Origin of the sequence: Lacimicrobium alkaliphilum (assembly GCF_002591895.1) — a bacterium.
Taxonomy (GTDB): domain Bacteria; phylum Pseudomonadota; class Gammaproteobacteria; order Enterobacterales; family Alteromonadaceae; genus Lacimicrobium; species Lacimicrobium alkaliphilum.
Genome location: NZ_NISX01000016.1, coordinates 85,634 through 103,669 on the forward strand (window position 1 = coordinate 85,634; position 18,036 = coordinate 103,669).

The 18,036-nt window shown below is 51.0% G+C and carries 12 protein-coding genes; 11 read left to right on the forward strand and 1 reads right to left on the reverse strand.

The window, feature by feature from the left end; translation table 11 throughout:
- Positions 1-142: 142 nt before the first annotated feature.
- Positions 143-3,241, reverse strand: coding sequence for a polysaccharide lyase family 8 super-sandwich domain-containing protein (locus CDA54_RS14915; protein WP_180237236.1), 3,099 nt, complete (start codon positions 3,239-3,241; stop codon positions 143-145).
- Between the two features lie 280 nt (positions 3,242-3,521).
- On the opposite strand from CDA54_RS14915, the gene CDA54_RS14920 reads away from it, so the two are divergent.
- From CDA54_RS14920 to CDA54_RS14970, 11 genes are all read left to right on the forward strand, one after another.
- On the forward strand, positions 3,522-4,820 hold the full coding sequence (locus tag CDA54_RS14920) for a glycoside hydrolase family 88/105 protein (protein WP_099035833.1): 1,299 nt from the start codon (positions 3,522-3,524) through the stop codon (positions 4,818-4,820).
- Entirely contained in the window at positions 4,813-7,956 is a 3,144-nt protein-coding gene (gene lacZ / locus CDA54_RS14925) for a beta-galactosidase, LacZ type (protein WP_099035834.1), read from the forward strand. The genes CDA54_RS14920 and lacZ overlap by 8 nt, the downstream gene beginning before the upstream one ends.
- 112 nt (positions 7,957-8,068) lie before the next feature.
- Positions 8,069-9,628 carry a sodium/sugar symporter gene (locus tag CDA54_RS14930; protein ID WP_099035835.1) on the forward strand — a complete coding sequence of 520 codons (1,560 nt, stop codon included), beginning with the start codon at positions 8,069-8,071 and terminating at the stop codon, positions 9,626-9,628.
- Between the two features lie 2 nt (positions 9,629-9,630).
- Positions 9,631-10,671 carry a UDP-glucose--hexose-1-phosphate uridylyltransferase gene (locus CDA54_RS14935; RefSeq protein WP_099035836.1) on the forward strand — a complete coding sequence of 347 codons (1,041 nt, stop codon included), beginning with the start codon at positions 9,631-9,633 and terminating at the stop codon, positions 10,669-10,671.
- Complete coding sequence (gene galK / locus CDA54_RS14940) at positions 10,661-11,827, forward strand: galactokinase (RefSeq protein ID WP_229748088.1); 1,167 nt, start codon at positions 10,661-10,663, stop codon at positions 11,825-11,827. Before CDA54_RS14935 ends, galK begins: the two co-directional genes overlap by 11 nt.
- Before the next feature lie 98 nt (positions 11,828-11,925).
- The gene (gene kduD, locus CDA54_RS14945) at positions 11,926-12,699 is read left to right on the forward strand and encodes a 2-dehydro-3-deoxy-D-gluconate 5-dehydrogenase KduD (RefSeq protein WP_373286079.1); all 774 of its coding nucleotides are present in this window, start codon (positions 11,926-11,928) and stop codon (positions 12,697-12,699) included.
- A gap of 19 nt (positions 12,700-12,718) precedes the next feature.
- The gene (gene kduI, locus CDA54_RS14950; RefSeq protein WP_373286080.1) at positions 12,719-13,561 is read left to right on the forward strand and encodes a 5-dehydro-4-deoxy-D-glucuronate isomerase; all 843 of its coding nucleotides are present in this window, start codon (positions 12,719-12,721) and stop codon (positions 13,559-13,561) included.
- A 41-nt stretch (positions 13,562-13,602) separates the two neighbouring features.
- Positions 13,603-14,586, forward strand: coding sequence for a TRAP transporter substrate-binding protein (locus CDA54_RS14955; protein ID WP_099035839.1), 984 nt, complete (start codon positions 13,603-13,605; stop codon positions 14,584-14,586).
- On the forward strand, positions 14,583-15,059 hold the full coding sequence (locus CDA54_RS14960; protein ID WP_099035840.1) for a TRAP transporter small permease: 477 nt from the start codon (positions 14,583-14,585) through the stop codon (positions 15,057-15,059). Before CDA54_RS14955 ends, CDA54_RS14960 begins: the two co-directional genes overlap by 4 nt.
- Positions 15,059-16,363, forward strand: coding sequence for a TRAP transporter large permease (locus CDA54_RS14965; protein WP_099035841.1), 1,305 nt, complete (start codon positions 15,059-15,061; stop codon positions 16,361-16,363). Before CDA54_RS14960 ends, CDA54_RS14965 begins: the two co-directional genes overlap by 1 nt.
- Positions 16,364-16,377: 14 nt before the next feature.
- Positions 16,378-17,973 (forward strand): glycoside hydrolase family 88 protein, encoded by a 1,596-nt coding sequence (locus CDA54_RS14970; RefSeq protein WP_099035842.1) that lies wholly within the window; start codon positions 16,378-16,380, stop codon positions 17,971-17,973.
- The last annotated feature ends 63 nt before the right edge of the window (positions 17,974-18,036 follow it).

Genomic DNA, 18,036 nt, shown 5'->3' on the forward strand with positions numbered 1-18,036 from the left:
GAAATAACAAAGCCTCCATATGCGGAGGCTTTTTTATTGCTTGTCAATGCCGTGGATTAATAACACTCACACAGTGTGATTAAACCTGACATAGCCACAAAAAGCCCCGGGCAAGCCGGGGCCGGCATGGCCAACAGTAAGTTCAGAGACTGATCACAATCTGTGGCTGATTGTTATCTTCCTTGCTGTCAATGGCGGTATATATCTCGCTATCGCTGCCCTCGATAACAAAACTGAGATGCTTGTCGCCTGCCAGCTCAGCATTGACAAAATCGGTAATATCCACTGTTATCCACTGGTTGTTACCGGTTACGGCGGGCTGCGCAAAGAGCCAGCCACTAGCCGGGGCCGTATTCCAGCTCAGGCTTTGTTCGTCCCAGTCATCGCCGGTTTTATACAGATTCAGGGTTGTGGTGGCATCGGTATTGCGCACATGCAGTTTAAGCTCGGCCTGACTGACACTATCAGTGCTGATGTCGCTGAGATCCCACTGCAGTAATGCCTTGCGATTAAACCCGCTGCTGCTTGGTTTTACCGCCATATATGACCAGCTTCCGTAATTGTCATTGGCATAACTGCCATCCCGAATCATGGCATCATCGCCAGGGAGCAATGCCATTGGCGTGACCCGCAGGCGCGGCGCATTCAGGTGCTCTTTACTGTCAATGGCCGTATAGGCTTCAGCACTGCCTCCTTCAATAATAAAACTCGCTTTCTGGTCGGAGGCAAGTTCATTATTAATGTAGCTGGTCAGATCCAGTGTCAGCCACTGATCGTCACCGCTTATGCCGGGTTGTGCCAATAGTGCCCCTTTGTTCGGTGCTGTGTTGTGAGTCAGTGACAATTCGTCCCAGTTGTCATCGCTTGCATAGAGCTTAATAGTTGTAGCGTCACTGTTGCGAACATGCAGTTTGAGGTTGGCAGACTGGACGGGTATGTTTGCCAGTTGACTCAGATCCCACTGTAAAAAACCCGTGCGCTGAAAACCACTACCGCTGTCTTTTATTACAATATAGGAACGATCACCATAGTTGCTGTCGGCGTAACTGCCATCCCGGGTATAAGTATCGTGAGCCGACAAGATAGCTGGCGTAGCCGCACAATCTCCGACAGTTCCATCAAATGTCACTGGCTGACTGCGGCCCAGTTCGGCGGCACTGCCCGGCATGGTGACCGGGGTTTTTTGCGTCAGTCCACTGGTGTCGGTCCAACACACATTAATATCCATGCCGCCACTGCCCGGGGTCGCGATCATTATTGTCGGGGTGGCAAGGCTCTGGTCAATCAATACAACACTGGAATGGGTCACGCTGATTGTTTCACCGCCCGGCAGTGTCAGGCTGCCTGGCTGATAAAAGACGACGCCCGTTGTCTGAGTGTTCTGGTGGTAAACCGCTTGCTGGGTTTCGTTGTTTACCAGAATGTCGATACCTGGTGACTGGGCAGCACTTTGAGTCTCGCTAAGTGAGGCGTTCGGCAGGATGATATAGGCATAGTCATCCGCTACCGGTTGACTGCCATGAGCAATCGCAAGCTTAAAAACATCTTTACTTATAGTCGTATCAGACTTGCTGTCATTGATCTGTTTCCAGCTGCCACTTTGTGACTGCAAACTGACTGCACCTGACCAGTCGCCGGGGAACAGGTAACCGATATTGTTGTGATGTATCCAGCCAGCGTTGGTCAGAGAGTGGGCCCCGGTGCTGAGCACGCTGCCATCCACGGTAACACTGCCATCAAGCAGATTTTGTTCTACGGTGGTAAATACATTATTAGCGTGAGAGGAAGTAATGTCGCTGCCCAAAGCGACCATGGCATCGTCGAAATGGAACCAGGCTTTATTGGCCCGGGTGGCGAGAATATCCAGCTTCATAACACTGATCCCCGCGTCATCATTAGTTACGCCACCAACGAATGTTGTGTTTTGTAATGATGATTCGCCCCATGTTCGACTGGGGCCTTCATAAGCAGGGCCTGTGACTCCGGGGAGCTGAGTCCAGTCCCATACGGGGAAAATATCCCGATATTCCTGGCCGCTTTGATACAAAAATGTGTTGCCCAGGCCAAGCCAGAAACCGAGTAAGTTTTCACCATTACCGGTCTCACTGGAACGCACCCGGTTTGAGCTCATGTGTACGGTAAACAGGTAGTCGGGACGAGCATTGATGCCATAGTCGGAGCGCCAGTAATGCTTATGCTGATTCAGACCCGAAGGCGATCCGTTAACATGATCGCGGAAATCCTGAGTTTCATCGGCACGGGAGGGTACCAATGCCTCGGTATAGCCGATACGCTTGAGCAAGGTGTCATTGCTTAGTACCGCGGGGCCGGGGCGGGAGATAGAACGCCCCCCTGTGCTGTAATCCATGCGACCATGGCGGGTCATCCAGCGGTCACCCTCCAGAAAATAGTCGGTGATAATATCGACTTTGGTCTGAGGGTAGGCCCACTGTAAATCGCGTACCTGATACGCCCAGTAAAGAGAGCTGCCGAGCAGCACTTTCCCGTAGGAACCGTTATGCAGCAGAGGCCCGTGTTGATGATAGGAATTATCTGGCTGGATGCCCTCTCCTGTCGTCTGCACAATGCTGTCGCCAATGCCGTCAATGCCGGCTTGCACCCTGTTGCCGTCATTGTCCAGCAAGCCTCCATAAATCACTGATTGTGATATGTCTGTGCGGTTCGCACCTGTCATTGACGGCGCAGTCGGGAAATCACTGAGAATATTGGTTTTTTGATACGGCTGGAGTTGTGATTCGAGTATCAGCCCTATAGGGCCGAGGTATTTCTGTTTGCCGATATCTCCCCACCACCAGTTGTCGCTGACCGGATTAACCTGGTACCAGTAATCAATGCCATCTGACAGCTGAGACAGTTTTGCTGGTGTTGGCGCCTGGTAGTAGTCGGCGGCCATTGCTCTCAGTCTTGCCAGGTGTTCAGAAGGCGCCCATTCCGAGCGTGAAGTATCCGTATAGTCGATATCACTCCAGCTGCCATTGGACTGCTGACTGGTGTAATAGCCTGAAGCCAGAACGCTGATAGTGGTGCTGTCCTTTTCTGCCCGCTGTTGTTCATTACTGATAAAGTCAGGTATCAGGCGGTCCTTAAGTGTTGCAATTTCGCTACTTTGAGCCGCTGACTGATGGCTGTGAATCAGCACAAAAGTAAACAGCACAGATAACAAAACCGGCTTTAAGTTGAGCCATATCCGTGCGCCTGGCTCGAATTTTGTGTTTATCATATTTCGCTCCGTTGTTTTTTGGGGGAGCAATAGGGCGTCCAGCGATATTGTTCCGCAAGAATAGAAGAGCTTCCATTTTTTAAGAAGCCCTTTAATTGTTAACATGAGGTTAAAATTCATTCAACTTAATATCACATGTATGAAGACTTATATCTTGTAAGGTATTGAATAAAAAGTATATTAATTAAATTACTTCAAATAAATTATGTATAGGTATTGTTACTGGCGTGTTTTTTAAATATAGTTGTATGAAGACTGACAAGTAGTTTTAAGGATTATTATGAGCAATGCCACATCCGGGTTTCTTTTTGTATGTCGTAAAATTGGTGCCGCAGGCATCATCAGTCTTCTGATGGTAGGCGGGTGTCATTCCTCTCCTGCTCAGTCAACAAATTTAAATCAGGCAAAACTGATCGAGACCATGGAGACAGTCTCAGACTGGCAGTGGCAGCAGTTCGATGCTAGTTCAAATCAGTTTACCGGCTATGATGAGTCCGCGCATATGTCCCCGACTTCCGGTGACAGCCATCCTCAGGGCTGGGTGTATGCCGCTTTTTATGTGGGTATGGCTCGCTATGCCCGCTTAGCCGAGGAGTCAGGGAATGACGAGCACCTTCAGCGTTTAAAACGCATCGCCAAACACAGTCGTTATCTTTTTGCTCCCCGTATCTACAATGCTGATGACTATGCCATCGGCCAGCTGTATCTGGATTTGTATGAAAAATACCAGGATCCGGCCATGATCACGCCATTGCGGGTTATTTTTGATCAGATACTGAATTCTCCGCCTACAGTGGATCTTCGTTTCGAGCGCGTCACGCAGAAATCTCAGTTTACCGGCGAATTGATGGCTGATTACTTTGATGGCCGGGGCTTTAGTTACGCGCCCTGCAAAAATCGCTGGTGTTGGGCCGATGCGCTCTTTATGGGGCCGCCGGTGTGGTTTCATCTGGCTAATGTGACCGGAGATGAGCGCTATCGCGACTTTGCCAATCAGGAATTCTGGGAAACGGTAGATTTGCTCTGGGATGAAGAGGATCACCTGTTTTTCCGCGACACCCGCTTTTTCGACAAGCGCGAGCCAAACGGTGAGAAAGTCATCTGGGCGCGGGGCGTGGGTTGGGTGGCCGCAGGCCTGGCAAGAATATTGGAACAATTACCGACAGACTATCCTGAGCGGCCCCGTTATGAAGCGATCTTTCAAAAACTGATGGCACGGCTGGCCGGTGCTCAGCAGCCTGATGGATTCTGGCGTCCTTCGGTACTGGCGCCAGAGACTCAGCCCTACAAAGAAACCAGTGGCACGGCGCTTATCGCCTTTGCTTTTGCCTCGGGTATCAATCAGGGCGTGCTCAACAAAGACACTTATATGCCGGTTGCGCTGTCGGCCTGGCAGGCCTTGACCGGAGCGATTCAGCCAGACGGTAAGCTGGGCTGGGTACAACAGATTGCAGCCTCGCCCGACTCGGTGGATGAAAACGACTCGCAGATCTATGCCGTAGGCGCGTTTCTGTTGACCGGTACCGAGCTGTATCAATTGCTGGAAGAAAATAAAGCGGGGAAGCGCGCCCATGATTAAGTTTTTTCAATATGCACTAACCAGTATCCTTATCGCTTCAGCGCCTACCTTTGCAGGAGAGGGGCCAAATCCGGCCCACTGGCAGGATCAAAACCTTATTCAGCTGAATAAGCTCGAACCGCGCGCCAGTTTTTTCCCCTTTGCCAATGAAACGGATGCACAACAAGCGCCCGAACAGGCCGTTAATTACCAGAGTCTGAATGGTCGCTGGCAGTTTAAATGGCTGGAAAAACCGTCACTGACGGCGACGCTGGAGCAGCAGGGTACGCCCTTCTATGCCAGCGGTTATGACGATTCTCAGTGGGACAGTATTGAGGTGCCATCCAACTGGGAAGTAGAGGGCTATGGCGTTCCCATTTATCTGAATATTCCTTTGCCTTTTGAGAAAAAACCGCCGTTTATTCAGGAGCATGACAACCCTGTAGGTTTGTATCGCAGGGGATTTAAGCTGGATGAAGACTGGCGCAATGAAGAAGTGTTTTTACACTTTGGTGCGGTTAAGTCAGCGTTCTATGTCTGGGTAAATGGCCAGCGTGTTGGTTATAGTCAGGGCAGCAAGACCCCGGCTGAATTTCATATCACCCCTTACCTTAAGTCGGGCGATAACCAGATTACGTTACAGGTACTGCGCTGGAGTGATGGCAGTTATCTCGAAGATCAGGATTTCTGGCGTTTATCGGGCATTACCCGGGATGTTTACCTGTACGCCACACCGCAGCAGCGTATACAGGACTACTTTGCCAGAGGGGGGCTGACCAATAATTACACTGATGGCCAGTTAGCCTTGTCAGTAAGCATACAAAATCTTAGTGAAAATAAGGCCAATGGGCAGCTTCAGGCACGGCTGTTGGATCAGCAAGGCAAAGCTCTATGGCAGTCATCTCAGAACTACGATGCCGCAAAGGGTAAACAGAATTTCGAGTTTGATGCCGAAGTAGCCGATGTGCTTGCCTGGAGCGCTGAAACGCCGAATCTCTATCAACTGGAACTGCGATTACACAATGCGCAGGGGCAGCTGCAGCAACTGGTCAAGCGGGATCTGGGCTTTCGTGAGGTGAAAGTGGAGAACGGGCAGTTACTGGTCAACGGCAAAGCGGTGCTGATCAAGGGTGTCAATCGTCATGAGCACGACCCGGATAGCGGGCAGGTGGTCAGTCGTGAGAGCATGCTTAAGGACATTCAGCTGTTTAAACAATTCAACATCAATGCTGTGCGCCTGGCCCATTACCCTAATGATCCCTATTTTTACGAGTTGTGTGATCGCTACGGTATTTATGTCATCGATGAGGCCAATATCGAGTCCCATGCCTTTTACTATGGCCTGGATCGCGGCGAAAGCCTGGGTAACAACCCTGCCTGGAAAAAAGCCCACCTGGCTCGAATCGAAGCCATGGTGGAAAGGGACAAGAATCACCCCTCGGTGATCGTCTGGTCACTGGGCAATGAAGGCGGCAACGGTTACAACTTCTTTCATGCCTATGACTGGGTGGATGCCCGGGACCCCACCCGACCTATCCAGTATGAGCGTGCCATCAATCAATGGAATACGGACATGTATGTGCCTCAGTATCCGAAGCCAGAGGATCTGAAAGCATTTGCCGAGAGCAATGACGGCCGACCCATGATCATGAGCGAGTATGCCCATGCCATGGGTAACAGTGTGGGCAATTTCCGCGACTTCTGGGTTTATATTCGTCAGTACCCCATGTTGCAGGGCGGCTATATCTGGGATTGGGTCGATCAGGGGTTGCGTAAGACCAATGATAAGGGCCAATCCTTCTTCGCCTACGGTGGTGATTATGGCCCGCCGGGAACACCCTCCGACGGCAACTTCCTGCTCAATGGTCTGGTGAATCCGGATCGCCAGCCTCACCCGTCATTGTATGAGGTCAAAAAGGTTCATCAGAATATTCAATTTACTGCTAAGGATTTGGAAGAGGGTGAGATTGAGCTGTTTAATGAGTACTTCTTTAAGGATCTCAGCGACTATCAGTTGCTGTGGCAGGTAGAAGCCGATGGCAAGGTGATTGAATCCGGCCGTATCGGGGAGCTGGAGCTGGGACCACAACAAACGAAAACCTTTGAGCTGGACTATGACATTGAGGATAAGGATCACCGTGAGTGGTTCTTAAACCTGAGTGTGACGACAAAGCGCCAGTTACCCTTGCTTGAGCCGGGGTATGAAATGGCAAAAGAACAGTTCAGGCTACCGGTCAGGCAGCAAACTGAGCCACAGTCAGTCGACAACGACTTGCCGGAACTTAAACTCTATGACACGGAGCGGGTTGCGACAGTGGTCGGGCAGGATTTTGAGTTGCGTTTCTCCAAACTGAAGGGACAACTGGCTGGCTGGCGTTCTCAGGGTCGGGAACTGCTTAAACAGGCTCCACAGATCAACTTTTGGCGTGCGCCCAATGACAATGACTTTGGTGCCGGTTTACAGAACAAACTTCGTGTATGGAAGCTGGCCTCGGAGCATCAGACTCTGAATGCCGCCACTCTCGAGCGTTACGATAATGGCGATATTGGCTTTAAAACCCGCTTCGATGTGCCGGATGTTCAAGGGCAGGTCGCCATTGATTACCGCGTGAACCGGGCTGGTGAAATTCAGGTGGACTATGCCCTGACGCTGGGCATGGACGAGATACCCATGATCCCCAGAGTGGGTCTCAATCTGGAATTGTTTAAGGATTTTGACCAACTCCGGTTTTACGGTCGTGGCCCCCATGAGAATTATCAGGATCGTCATTACAGCGCCCATATAGGTCTGTATCAAAGCACCGTGGCTGAACAATATCATCCCTATATACGCCCACAGGAAAGCGGTTATAAAACCGGAGTTCGCTGGGCAAAACTGGTTAATAAGCAGGGCCAGGGGATAGCGATCGAGGGTCAACCGACCTTTGATTTCAGTGCTCTGCATTATCGTATTGCAGATTTAGATCCCGGAAGGGCTCGCCAGAATTATCATTCCGGCGAGCTGGAGCCCAGGGAGCTGATCAGTGTGAATATTGACTTCGGCCAGATGGGAGTCGGTGGCGTGGACAGCTGGCAGACACCGGTGTTAGCCCCTTACACACTGAGCCAGAAGCAGTACCAGTACAGCTTCAGCCTGAAAAGTGTTCAACCGGACTAGTTAATCTCCCTGACTTTGCCCCACCTGGGTGGGGCATTTTTTTAACTTGTTTTAAGTTATCAGATGAGATGATGTCTTTTAACTAAACTGTCATGATACGGAGCAACAAAACATGCAATTAACGGTGCTGGATATCAGTGTTTTTTGCGTCTACGTGATGGGGCTGATTGGCCTTGCCTGGTGGGTGTCACGGGAAAAAGCAGGGCATGATAAAGATACTAATGACTACTTTCTGGCCGGTAAATCTCTGCCGTGGTGGGCCATTGGTGCATCCTTAATTGCCGCCAACATTTCCGCGGAACAGATCATAGGCATGTCAGGCTCGGGTTACCAGATCGGTCTGGCCATCGCCTCTTATGAATGGATGGCAGCAATTACACTGATCATCGTCGCCAAGTACTTCTTACCTATTTTCCTGAAACGGCGCATTTATACCATGCCCCAGTTTCTCGAGCAGCGCTTTGATCACAGAGTCAGAACCCTGATGGCTATCTTCTGGCTGGGTGTATATGTGTTCGTTAATTTGACGGCCATTCTGTGGTTAGGCTCGCTGGCTATTTATACCATCACGGGGATCAATATGGTTGCCGCCATGCTCTTCCTGGCGCTTTTTTCCGTGGCCTACTCTCTCTATGGCGGCCTCAAAGCGGTAGCGCTGACTGACATTATTCAGGTGGTATTGCTGGTGGCCGGAGGCCTGTTCCTGACCTACACCGCGCTGAATCTTATTGGCGACGGGCAGGGTGCGCTGACAGGATTTACTGTGCTGACCAATCAGGTGCCGGCAAAGTTTGACATGATTTTATCCCAGGACAGCCCTCACTATGCTGACTTGCCGGGTCTGTCGGTATTGGTTGGCGGTCTGTGGGTAATGAACCTGTCGTACTGGGGCTTCAATCAATACATTATTCAGCGCGCTCTGGGCGCCCGCAGTCTGAAAGAGGGCCAAAAAGGTATTGTCTTTGCCGCGTTTTTAAAAGTTCTGATGCCGGTGATTGTGGTTTTGCCTGGCGTAGCGGCGGTGCTGTTGGTACCCGGGCTGGATCGCGCCGATCAGGCCTATCCCCAACTGATGACCCTGATGCCGGAGGGTTTAAAGGGACTGGTTTTTGCCGCTTTAGTGGCCGCCATCGTCTCGTCGGTAGCGTCTATGAGCAACAGTATCGCCACCATTTTTACCATGGACATCTATCAGCACCGGGTGCCGGGCTGTTCACAACATCATTATGTGAAGGTGGGGCGTATTGTCAGTCTTATCGGACTAACCCTGGCGCTGCTGACAGCGAAGCCGTTACTGGGGCAATTTGACCAGGCCTTTCAGTATATTCAGGAGTTCACGGGTTTCTTTACCCCCGGTATTGTCGTGTTGTTTTTGTTGGGCATGTTCTGGCCGCGCGCCACCGCCAACGGCGCGCTAGCTGCAGCGCTGGGGTCCGCATTGATGTCTCTGGTGTTAAAGCTGGTTTGGCCAGCCTTACCTTTTATGGACAGAGTGGGACTGGTGTTTGTGCTTTGCCTGATTACAGGTGTACTGGTTTCACTGAGAAACAAAACGCAGAACACTGATCTCAATGTTTCACACCCTGTCAGTTTTCACACCGGATCTGGTTTCAATCTCAGCGCTGTAGCGGTGTGCGTGCTCGTGGCGGCCTTTTATCTTACGTGGTGGTAATTATGAAGAATTTCGAGTTTCCTCACCGGCGGCGAAATCCACTGAGCGGTGAATGGGTGTTAGTGTCGCCTCATCGAAACAACCGGCCCTGGAAGGGGGCGGTAGAACATCATTCAGACCCTGATTTACCCTCTTTTAAGCAGGACTGTCCGCTCTGCCCCAAAGTGGAAAGAGCCAATGGCGAGGCGAACCCGGACTACGCCAATACTTTTGTATTTAACAATGATTTTGCGGCCTTGCTGCCTGACTCCGAGGAAATCACCAGCGCAGAAGACGATTTGATGCAGGCCGAATCAGCACAAGGCTGCGCCAGGGTTGTTTGTTTCTCTCCAAGGCACGATAAAACTCTGCCGGAGCTGACATTGCATGAGTTAACCCAGGTGGTTTCCACCTGGAAGAGTCAGTATCAGGAGCTGAGTCAGGATTATGCCTGTGTGCAGATTTTCGAGAATAAGGGTGAAATGATGGGATGCTCGCAGCCGCATCCGCACGGGCAGATATGGGCCCATCATCATCTTTCCACTGAAGTTGAGCGGGAGGATGTGCATCAGGCCGGATATTACCTGCAACACGGGCGCCCTCTGTTAGCCGACTACATTGAGCGGGAGCTTGATCAGCAGAGCAGGATTGTTGAGCAAAATGAAAACTGGCTGGCGGTTGTGCCGTTCTGGGCCGCCTGGCCTTTTGAGATATTACTGGTGGCCCGTGCTGAAGTCGCCGACTTTACCCAGCTCAATCAGGTACAAGAGCGTGACCTGGCAGCGATTCTGAAAAATATCACCACGCGCTATGACAACCTTTTCCGTTGTCGTTTTCCCTATTCTATGGGGTGGCACAACGCGCCTGCGACCGGTCAGGACAATCGTCACTGGCGATTGCATGCACATTTTTATCCTCCGCTATTACGTTCGGCCACCATTAAAAAGCACATGGTGGGGTATGAAATGCTGGCTGAGAGTCAGCGCGATCTGAGTGCGGAGAAGGCCGCAGAGTTACTCCGTCAGGTTTCTCTGACCCATTATAAGGAAAAGCATGATGAATGAAGCCGGCGTAGAAAAAACGTTTTTTAATCATTATCACTGTTCTGCTCAGTGCATCACCAGTGCCCCGGGGCGCGTCAATCTCATCGGTGAATTTACCGACTTTAATGGTGGCTTTGTTTATCCGGTAGCGCTGCAATTTCGCACCTATGTGGCGTACAGGCTCAGAGCCGACGATGAGGTTCGTGTTGTTTCACACAATTACCCTGATGAATCAGATCAGTTTCGCGTTGACGAGGTGCTTTCGTCAGGAGGTTGCCAGTGGGGCAATTATGTGCGGGCGGTGTTTGCCATCTTTCAGCGTAAAGGATATGCCTTACGTGGGATGGATTTGGCCATCGCCAGCAACGTGCCCCAGGGAGCAGGATTGTCGTCGTCGGCCGCGTTAGAAGTTGCGCTTGCCGGGGCGATCAATGAGGCGTTGTCATGTGGGCTCACGCCAGAACAGCTGGCGCTGATCAGCCAGCAGGCTGAAAATGACTTTATGGATTGCCAATGCGGGATTATGGATCAGTTGGTGTCGGCAACAGGCAGAGCAGGTCAGGCGATTCTCATCGATTGTGCGGATCTCAGTACCGGTTTCGCGCCCCTCCCAGAACAGCTTGCCTTGTTGGTTATCAATTCCAATGTCCCCCGTAAGCTGGTGGATAGTGCTTACAACCAAAGGCGTCAGGATTGTGAAGAAGCAGCACGCATTATCGGACTGAATTCACTGCGAGATGCCACTTTGTCCATACTGCAACAGTACAGGTCGTCATTGACAGATAACCAGTTTGCCCGGGCCAGGCATGTGATCAGTGAAAATCATCGAGTGATTGATTTCCATAGTGCTCTCAAAGATGGCGATATTCAGCAAATGAGTGAATTGATGCGAGCGTCTCATCAATCTTTACGTCAGGATTTTGAAGTGACAGTGCCTGCAACAGACGGCTTAGTGTCTATTTGTGACGATCTGCTTGGCAATACCGGTGCCGCGCGTATGACCGGCGGCGGCTTTGGAGGCGCAATCGTCTGTTTGTGCCCGCATCAGCGAGTGGATGAGCTTTGTCAGCGCATCGGGCGAGCCTATCCGGAACAGTTTGGTTTACAGGCTGATATCTACATGGCGCAAGCGGGCAACGGATTACAGGTGAAATCCTTAGACGTGATGTCAGTATAAATCGGTAATAGGTTCTTGACACAAATTTAACAGATGTTATGTTGTATGAAGACATACAACATAAGTCATATTAGACTAACAGGTAATGAGGCTTAAGCATGATGAGCCAGATAGAGAATACATTTTCTTTAGCAGGTAAGACGGCGCTGGTCACCGGGGCCAGCCGTGGATTGGGGCAGGCCATGGCAATTGGTCTGGCCAAAGCAGGCGCAATAGTGATTTGCTCCAGCTCTAAACAAGGCGGTTGCAATGCAACCCGAGGCGCAATCACTGAAATCAATGGCCAGAGCCATGAATTAGTGGCTGATTTAAGTCAGCCTGAACAGGTCTGCGCAATGGCTGAGAAGGCTTTGGGTATAACCGGTCAGGTCGATGTGCTTATCAATAATGGCGGCACCATCGCACGCAGCCCGGCAGTGGACTATCCCTTTGAAGACTGGAAACAGGTGATGGATGTGAATATCGATGCGCCTTTTCTGCTGAGTCAGATTATCGGTAAAAGAATGGTCGAACGCGGCCAGGGCAAGATTATTAATATTGCCTCCATGCTGTCTTATACCGGTGGTATTACGGTGCCTGCCTATGCAGCCAGCAAGCACGCCATTGTAGGCCTGACAAAGGCGCTGGCGAACGAATGGGCGAGTGCCAATGTGCAGGTGAATGCGATTGCTCCGGGGTATTTCCGCACTGACAATACAGCCGCCTTGCAGGCTGATCAGGAGCGTAATAAGGAAATTGAAAAGCGCATCCCGGCCGGGCGCTGGGGGGAACCGGAGCAGCTAAGCGGTGCGGCCGTATTTTTAGCCTCCCGGGGTAGTGACTATATCAATGGCCATGTATTAGCTGTCGATGGCGGCTGGCTGGCACGCTAGAATCAATCAGGAGACCATCATCATGGTAGATTATGAAGTAATGTATGCGGTCGGGCATAATGAGTTTAAGAGCTTTGGTACAGAGCAGATTCGTGAGAACTTTCTGCTCTCCGAGTTGTTTGTTGAAGACAGAATTAAACTGGTTTACACCCATTATGACCGCTTTATCGTCGGCGCGGCGGTACCGGTAAAAGGGGTGTTAGAGCTGGAGAGTATTGACCCCCTGAAAGCCCCCTATTTTCTTGCCCGCAGGGAACTGGGTATGATCAATGTCGGTGGTGCGGGCCGTGTAACAGTGGATGGTCAGATATATGAAATCGGGCACAAAGAAGCACTCTATGTCGGTGCGGGTAACGAAAAAGTGTCGTTTGAGAGCGCCGATGAAACCCATCCTGCACAGTTTTATCTGAACTCTGCTCCGGCCCATGCGCAGTATCCGGTAAAAAAGGTTGGCCGTGATCAGGCTAAGGTGTTGGAACTGGGCTCGAAAGAGACGTGTAATGAGCGGGTTATTAATCAGATGATTATCAATGGTGTGGTGGAAACCTGCCAACTGCAGATGGGGATGACATGCCTGCAGCCGGGCAGTATCTGGAATACCATGCCCGTGCATCAGCATGATCGCCGCATGGAGACCTATCTGTATATTGATGTCCCGGAAGATCAGGCGGTCTGCCACTTTATGGGGGAGCCCAAAGAAACCCGCCATATCTGGATGGCCAACAAACAAGCTGTGGTTTCTCCTTCCTGGTCCATCCATAGTGGTGCCGGTACCGCCAACTATACCTTTATCTGGGGCATGGCGGGAGAAAACCTGGATTATGATGATATGGACAAATACGGCCCTGCAGAGATACGTTAACCGTTCGTTAATATTCTAATGCCAGATCCGGGGAAACAACCATGTATCGACTGAAGCCATTTTTATTCGGCATTGTCTTGCTGGCCTTAGTGGCCTGTGACGCACAGGATACCCCCCGGATAATAAGGGTGGGACATACTCTGGATACCAGTCACTCTGTTCATCTGGCGCTGGAGCATATGGCCGGGCAACTGGCAGACTACTCTGACGGGAAGATGCAGATCAAGCTGTACCCCAATGGTCAGCTTGGTTCAGAACGGGCCATGGTGGAGCTGTTACAGATCGGCAGTCTTTCAATGACCAAAGTGTCGGCGGCTTCACTGGAAGGCTTTGTGCCACAGATGAAAGTCTTTGGTGTGCCTTATTTGTTCCGCTCAGACCAGCACAGGTGGCAGGTACTTGAATCATCAATTGGCCAGGATATTCTGAACGCAACCCGCTCAGCCAGATTTACCGGCATGGCCTATATGGATGCCGGCAGCCGCAGTTTCTATATGACCCAGGACCCGGTTAACCGTCCGGCTGATGTTAAAGGCAAGAAGATAAGGGTAATGAATAGTCCCATGGCGGTGCAACTTATCGATGCCATGCAAGGGGCGGCAACACCGCTGGGTTGGGGGGAGCTGTATGCCGCGCTGCAGCAGGGTGTGGTTGATGGGGCAGAAAATAATCCGCCGAGTTATTACTCTTCCAGGCACTATGAAATAGCCGGGTATTACACCCTCAACGAGCATGCCTCCATTCCTGATGTCATCATTGCCAGCAATCATGTGCTTAATAGTCTGTCGAAACAGGAAAATGAATGGTTGCGGCGGGCTATGAAGGACGCAGTTAATAAACAGCGGCAGCTCTGGAACGAAGCGGAACAGCAGGCCCTGATGAAACTGGCGCGGGCGGGAGTCAGTATCAGTCGGCCAGATAAAACCCCCTTTTATCAGGCCGTAGAGCCCTTGCATCAGCAACTGAGTGAGACAAACCTCGGCCCTCTTATTAAGCGCATAAAGGCCATGAGAGGTGAGGAATGATACCGCTGTTAGTATGGCTGGATAAAGCTTTAAGCCGGTTACTGGTAATGCTGGTGGCGGCGATTGTGATCTGTGTCTGCTGGCAGGTGCTGTCACGTTACGTTACCCATACACCCAGTGCTTACACGGAGGAAATTGCCCGGTTTTTGCTGATATGGTCAGGTATTCTGGGGGCGGCCTATGCTTATCGGACCGGAGCACATTTAGGACTGGATCTGCTGGTTAATCAGTTCTCAACGCTTTGGCGCCGGCGCATAGAAATGTTGGTTCATATACTGGTGCTGATGTTTTCGCTGTTAGTGATGGTGGTTGGCGGCATTTGTTTAATGGCACTGGCCATCGATCCCGGTCAGTATTCTTCAGCAATGGAAATCAACATGGCCTGGGTCTATGCCGTCCTGCCATTATCGGGCAGTTTGATGGCGGTTTATGCGCTGGCGGCATTATTTACCCCGTTTGAGGAGGATCAGTAATGGAATATAGTGGCTTAATACTGCTTGGTGTTTTTTTGCTGTTACTGGTTCTGCATGTACCTATTTCTTTCAGCATAGGTCTGGCGACGCTGGTAACCATGTTACTGAGCATTGATTTTATGCCCGCGCTGACAACGCTGGCCCAGCGGATGGTCGACGGGCTGAACAGTTTTGCCCTGTTGGCGATTCCGTTTTTCGTATTATCCGGCGTGATTATGGGGCGCGGTGGCATTGCCAGGCGACTGATTGACTTTGCCATGGCATATATCGGCATGCTGCCAGGCGGGCTGGCCCTGGTCAATGTGGCGGCCTGTACCTTGTTTGGCGGGATTTCGGGCTCTGCTGTGGCCACCACCAGTGCCATAGGCAGCTTTATGATCCCGGAAATGGAGAAAAAAGGTTACGACCGGCATTTTGCCACTGCTGTGACCACTGCCTCAGCAACAACAGGTATGGTGATACCGCCAAGTAATATTCTGATTATCTTTGCCATTGCCAGTGGCGGCGTATCCATCTCGGCCCTTTTCGTGGCCGGATATTTACCCGGGATTCTGGTGTCTCTGGCGCTGATGACAGTTTGTGCCATTTTCGCTAAAACCAGAGGGTATCCAGTAATTGCTGCTTTACCCATATCAGAGGTGGTCAAGCGAACCTGGTCTGCCTTACCGGCTTTGGTCCTCATTGTACTGGTGATGGGCGGGATCATTTCCGGTATCTTCACCGCTACCGAGGCGGGGGCGATAGCCGTAGTTTATTCCCTGATCCTGGCGATGGGCGTGTACCGGCAAATCGGTCGACAGGAATTATCTTCGGTATTGCTTAAAACCGCAGAAGTCACATCAATCGTGATGATGTTGATTGCGGTGTCTTCGGCGATGTCATGGATTCTGGCCTATGAGAATATTCCTGAGGTCATCACACAAGTGCTGCTGGGGATCAGTGACAATCCGATTATTATCCTGTTGATTATTAATCTGATGTTGTTGTTTGTCGGCGCATTTATGGACATGACCCCGGCGGTGCTGATTTTCACCCCTATTCTGCTACCCGTGGCTGAAAGCCTGGGGATGACCCCATTGCACTTTGGCATCATGCTGGTAATGAACCTGTCAATTGGCCTGTGTTCTCCTCCTGTCGGTTCGGTGTTGTTTGTGGGGTGCTCTGTAGGTAAAACCAGTATTGCTAAAGTGATTCCCCCTTTGCTGCCACTCTATGCGGCGATGTTCTTTGTGTTAATGATAGTTACCTACGTTCCTGGTGTGAGCGAATGGTTGCCGACAATGGCCGGATTGTATAATCAGTAAAATCGGAGTTATCCGTGATCAAGTTTGGTATCGGTGCGGTGGTGAGTCTGTTGGTGATTGTCGGTTCCTGTAAAGCAGACAGCTTTAGCAGTGCACAGGCAAAAGCGAATCTTGACTTTGCTCTGAGTCAATATGTGAAGATGATGGAGCAGGTGGAGAACAAAAAGCACCTGAAGCTACCTGAAATCTGCCGGCAGGCGCTCAGTCTCTGTACGCCCAGAGCATTGCATCAGAGCGAGATACAGATAGAAGTGCCTGGTAAGTGGACCAATGGTTTCTATCCTGGTGTATTCTGGAAGCTGCTGTCTGTCGGTAGTGAATTGTCCGGGATGGATGAGACCCTTGAACAGCAGCTGTTCAGTCATGCGGTGGCCCACCAACAGCGTCTCTACCCGGAAGCATGGCGTACAGATACTCATGACCTGGGCTTTATTGTATACGACTCTTTTGCTGAAGCGCTGGCTTATAAAGACTTACCTGAGCTGCTCAGACATCGATATCGCAAGGCACTGCAACAGGCCAGCGCATCTTTGTATCAGCGCTATATGGCAGACTATGGCGTGATCCGATCCTGGGATTGGCCGTCCGCGATCAAATTTCCTGTGCAGAGTGAACAAGGCATTAAACAGCAGGCTTTTGAGCTGGCCAGACCCTGGCAGATGCCAGTTATCATCGACAATATGATGAATCTGGAACTGCTGTTGAACAGCTCCGAAAGGGAACACCAGCAGGCGGCAATGAGTCATGGCCTGCAGACTCTGGATAACCATTATTATACAACAACATCCTCCGGAGAGGCGCTCACGCTTGCCTACCATCTTTATGATTATGCGCTCAAAATGCCGGGCAACTGGCAGGGGCTGGGCAATCACAGTATCTGGTCGCGCGGTCAGGGCTGGTCATTGTATGGCTTCGCAACCTTGCTGGAACAGCAACCGTCATCGACACTGAGCGACCAGCAGCATGCTTTATTTCTCCGACATACGCAGAAATTAGTTGATACCCTGGATGTGCTGTTGTCACAACAGCCGGTGCCGGACTGGGATTTGATTGCTGCGCAGAAGGATGCGGCGGATTATGTGACTGATAGCAAAGGACTGGCTTATTCACCCATGCAGGACCTCTGCCCCGATCAGGTGGATAAAACGATTCTTCCATATAGGGGCTACCGGCCATTCAGGCTTGATACGGCATTGCTCAAAGACTCAGCAAAAAAGCAAATAATGGGCCTGAACTCCTCAGCAGGCGAGCCGTTACGTGCAAAAGAGGGTTTTTATCCCTGTGGTCGTGATACAACTGAGCGTAACACCGGGCAAATACCGAAAGACAGTTCCGCTGCCGCTGTTCTGGCATCGGCCCTTTACCGTCTGGCTCTGAATCCGGCCTGGCCTGAAAAACAAAGGGTGGTTGTATTGGCAGATGCCATTATGAGCGAACTAACAAGCAACTATCTCAGTCAGCAGAATACCGCCTCAGCGGCGTATCATCGCGGATTCGTGCTTACCTCTGCAACCGGTAATATGCCGGCAGCCAGCGAGATCGACACAGGTATTATCTACGCTGATTTCTATTTTATTGAAGCTAATCAGCTTAAACTGAATCTGCAATGACCCTTTTTTATGTGCGGTAAACCATTCCCGCACATCCCTTCTGAAGCGCAGTTTTCCTGCGCT

Bases quoted from the DNA above. Each gene is read 5' to 3' on its own strand.
- CDA54_RS14915 (WP_180237236.1), bottom strand. From the start codon at position 3,241: ATGATAAACACAAAATTCGAGCCAGGCGCACGGATATGGCTCAACTTA.
- CDA54_RS14920 (WP_099035833.1), top strand. From the start codon at position 3,522: ATGAGCAATGCCACATCCGGGTTTCTTTTTGTATGTCGTAAAATTGGT.
- lacZ (WP_099035834.1), top strand. From the start codon at position 4,813: ATGATTAAGTTTTTTCAATATGCACTAACCAGTATCCTTATCGCTTCA.
- CDA54_RS14930 (WP_099035835.1), top strand. From the start codon at position 8,069: ATGCAATTAACGGTGCTGGATATCAGTGTTTTTTGCGTCTACGTGATG.
- CDA54_RS14935 (WP_099035836.1), top strand. From the start codon at position 9,631: ATGAAGAATTTCGAGTTTCCTCACCGGCGGCGAAATCCACTGAGCGGT.
- galK (WP_229748088.1), top strand. From the start codon at position 10,661: ATGATGAATGAAGCCGGCGTAGAAAAAACGTTTTTTAATCATTATCAC.
- kduD (WP_373286079.1), top strand. From the start codon at position 11,926: ATGATGAGCCAGATAGAGAATACATTTTCTTTAGCAGGTAAGACGGCG.
- CDA54_RS14955 (WP_099035839.1), top strand. From the start codon at position 13,603: ATGTATCGACTGAAGCCATTTTTATTCGGCATTGTCTTGCTGGCCTTA.
- CDA54_RS14960 (WP_099035840.1), top strand. From the start codon at position 14,583: ATGATACCGCTGTTAGTATGGCTGGATAAAGCTTTAAGCCGGTTACTG.
- CDA54_RS14965 (WP_099035841.1), top strand. From the start codon at position 15,059: ATGGAATATAGTGGCTTAATACTGCTTGGTGTTTTTTTGCTGTTACTG.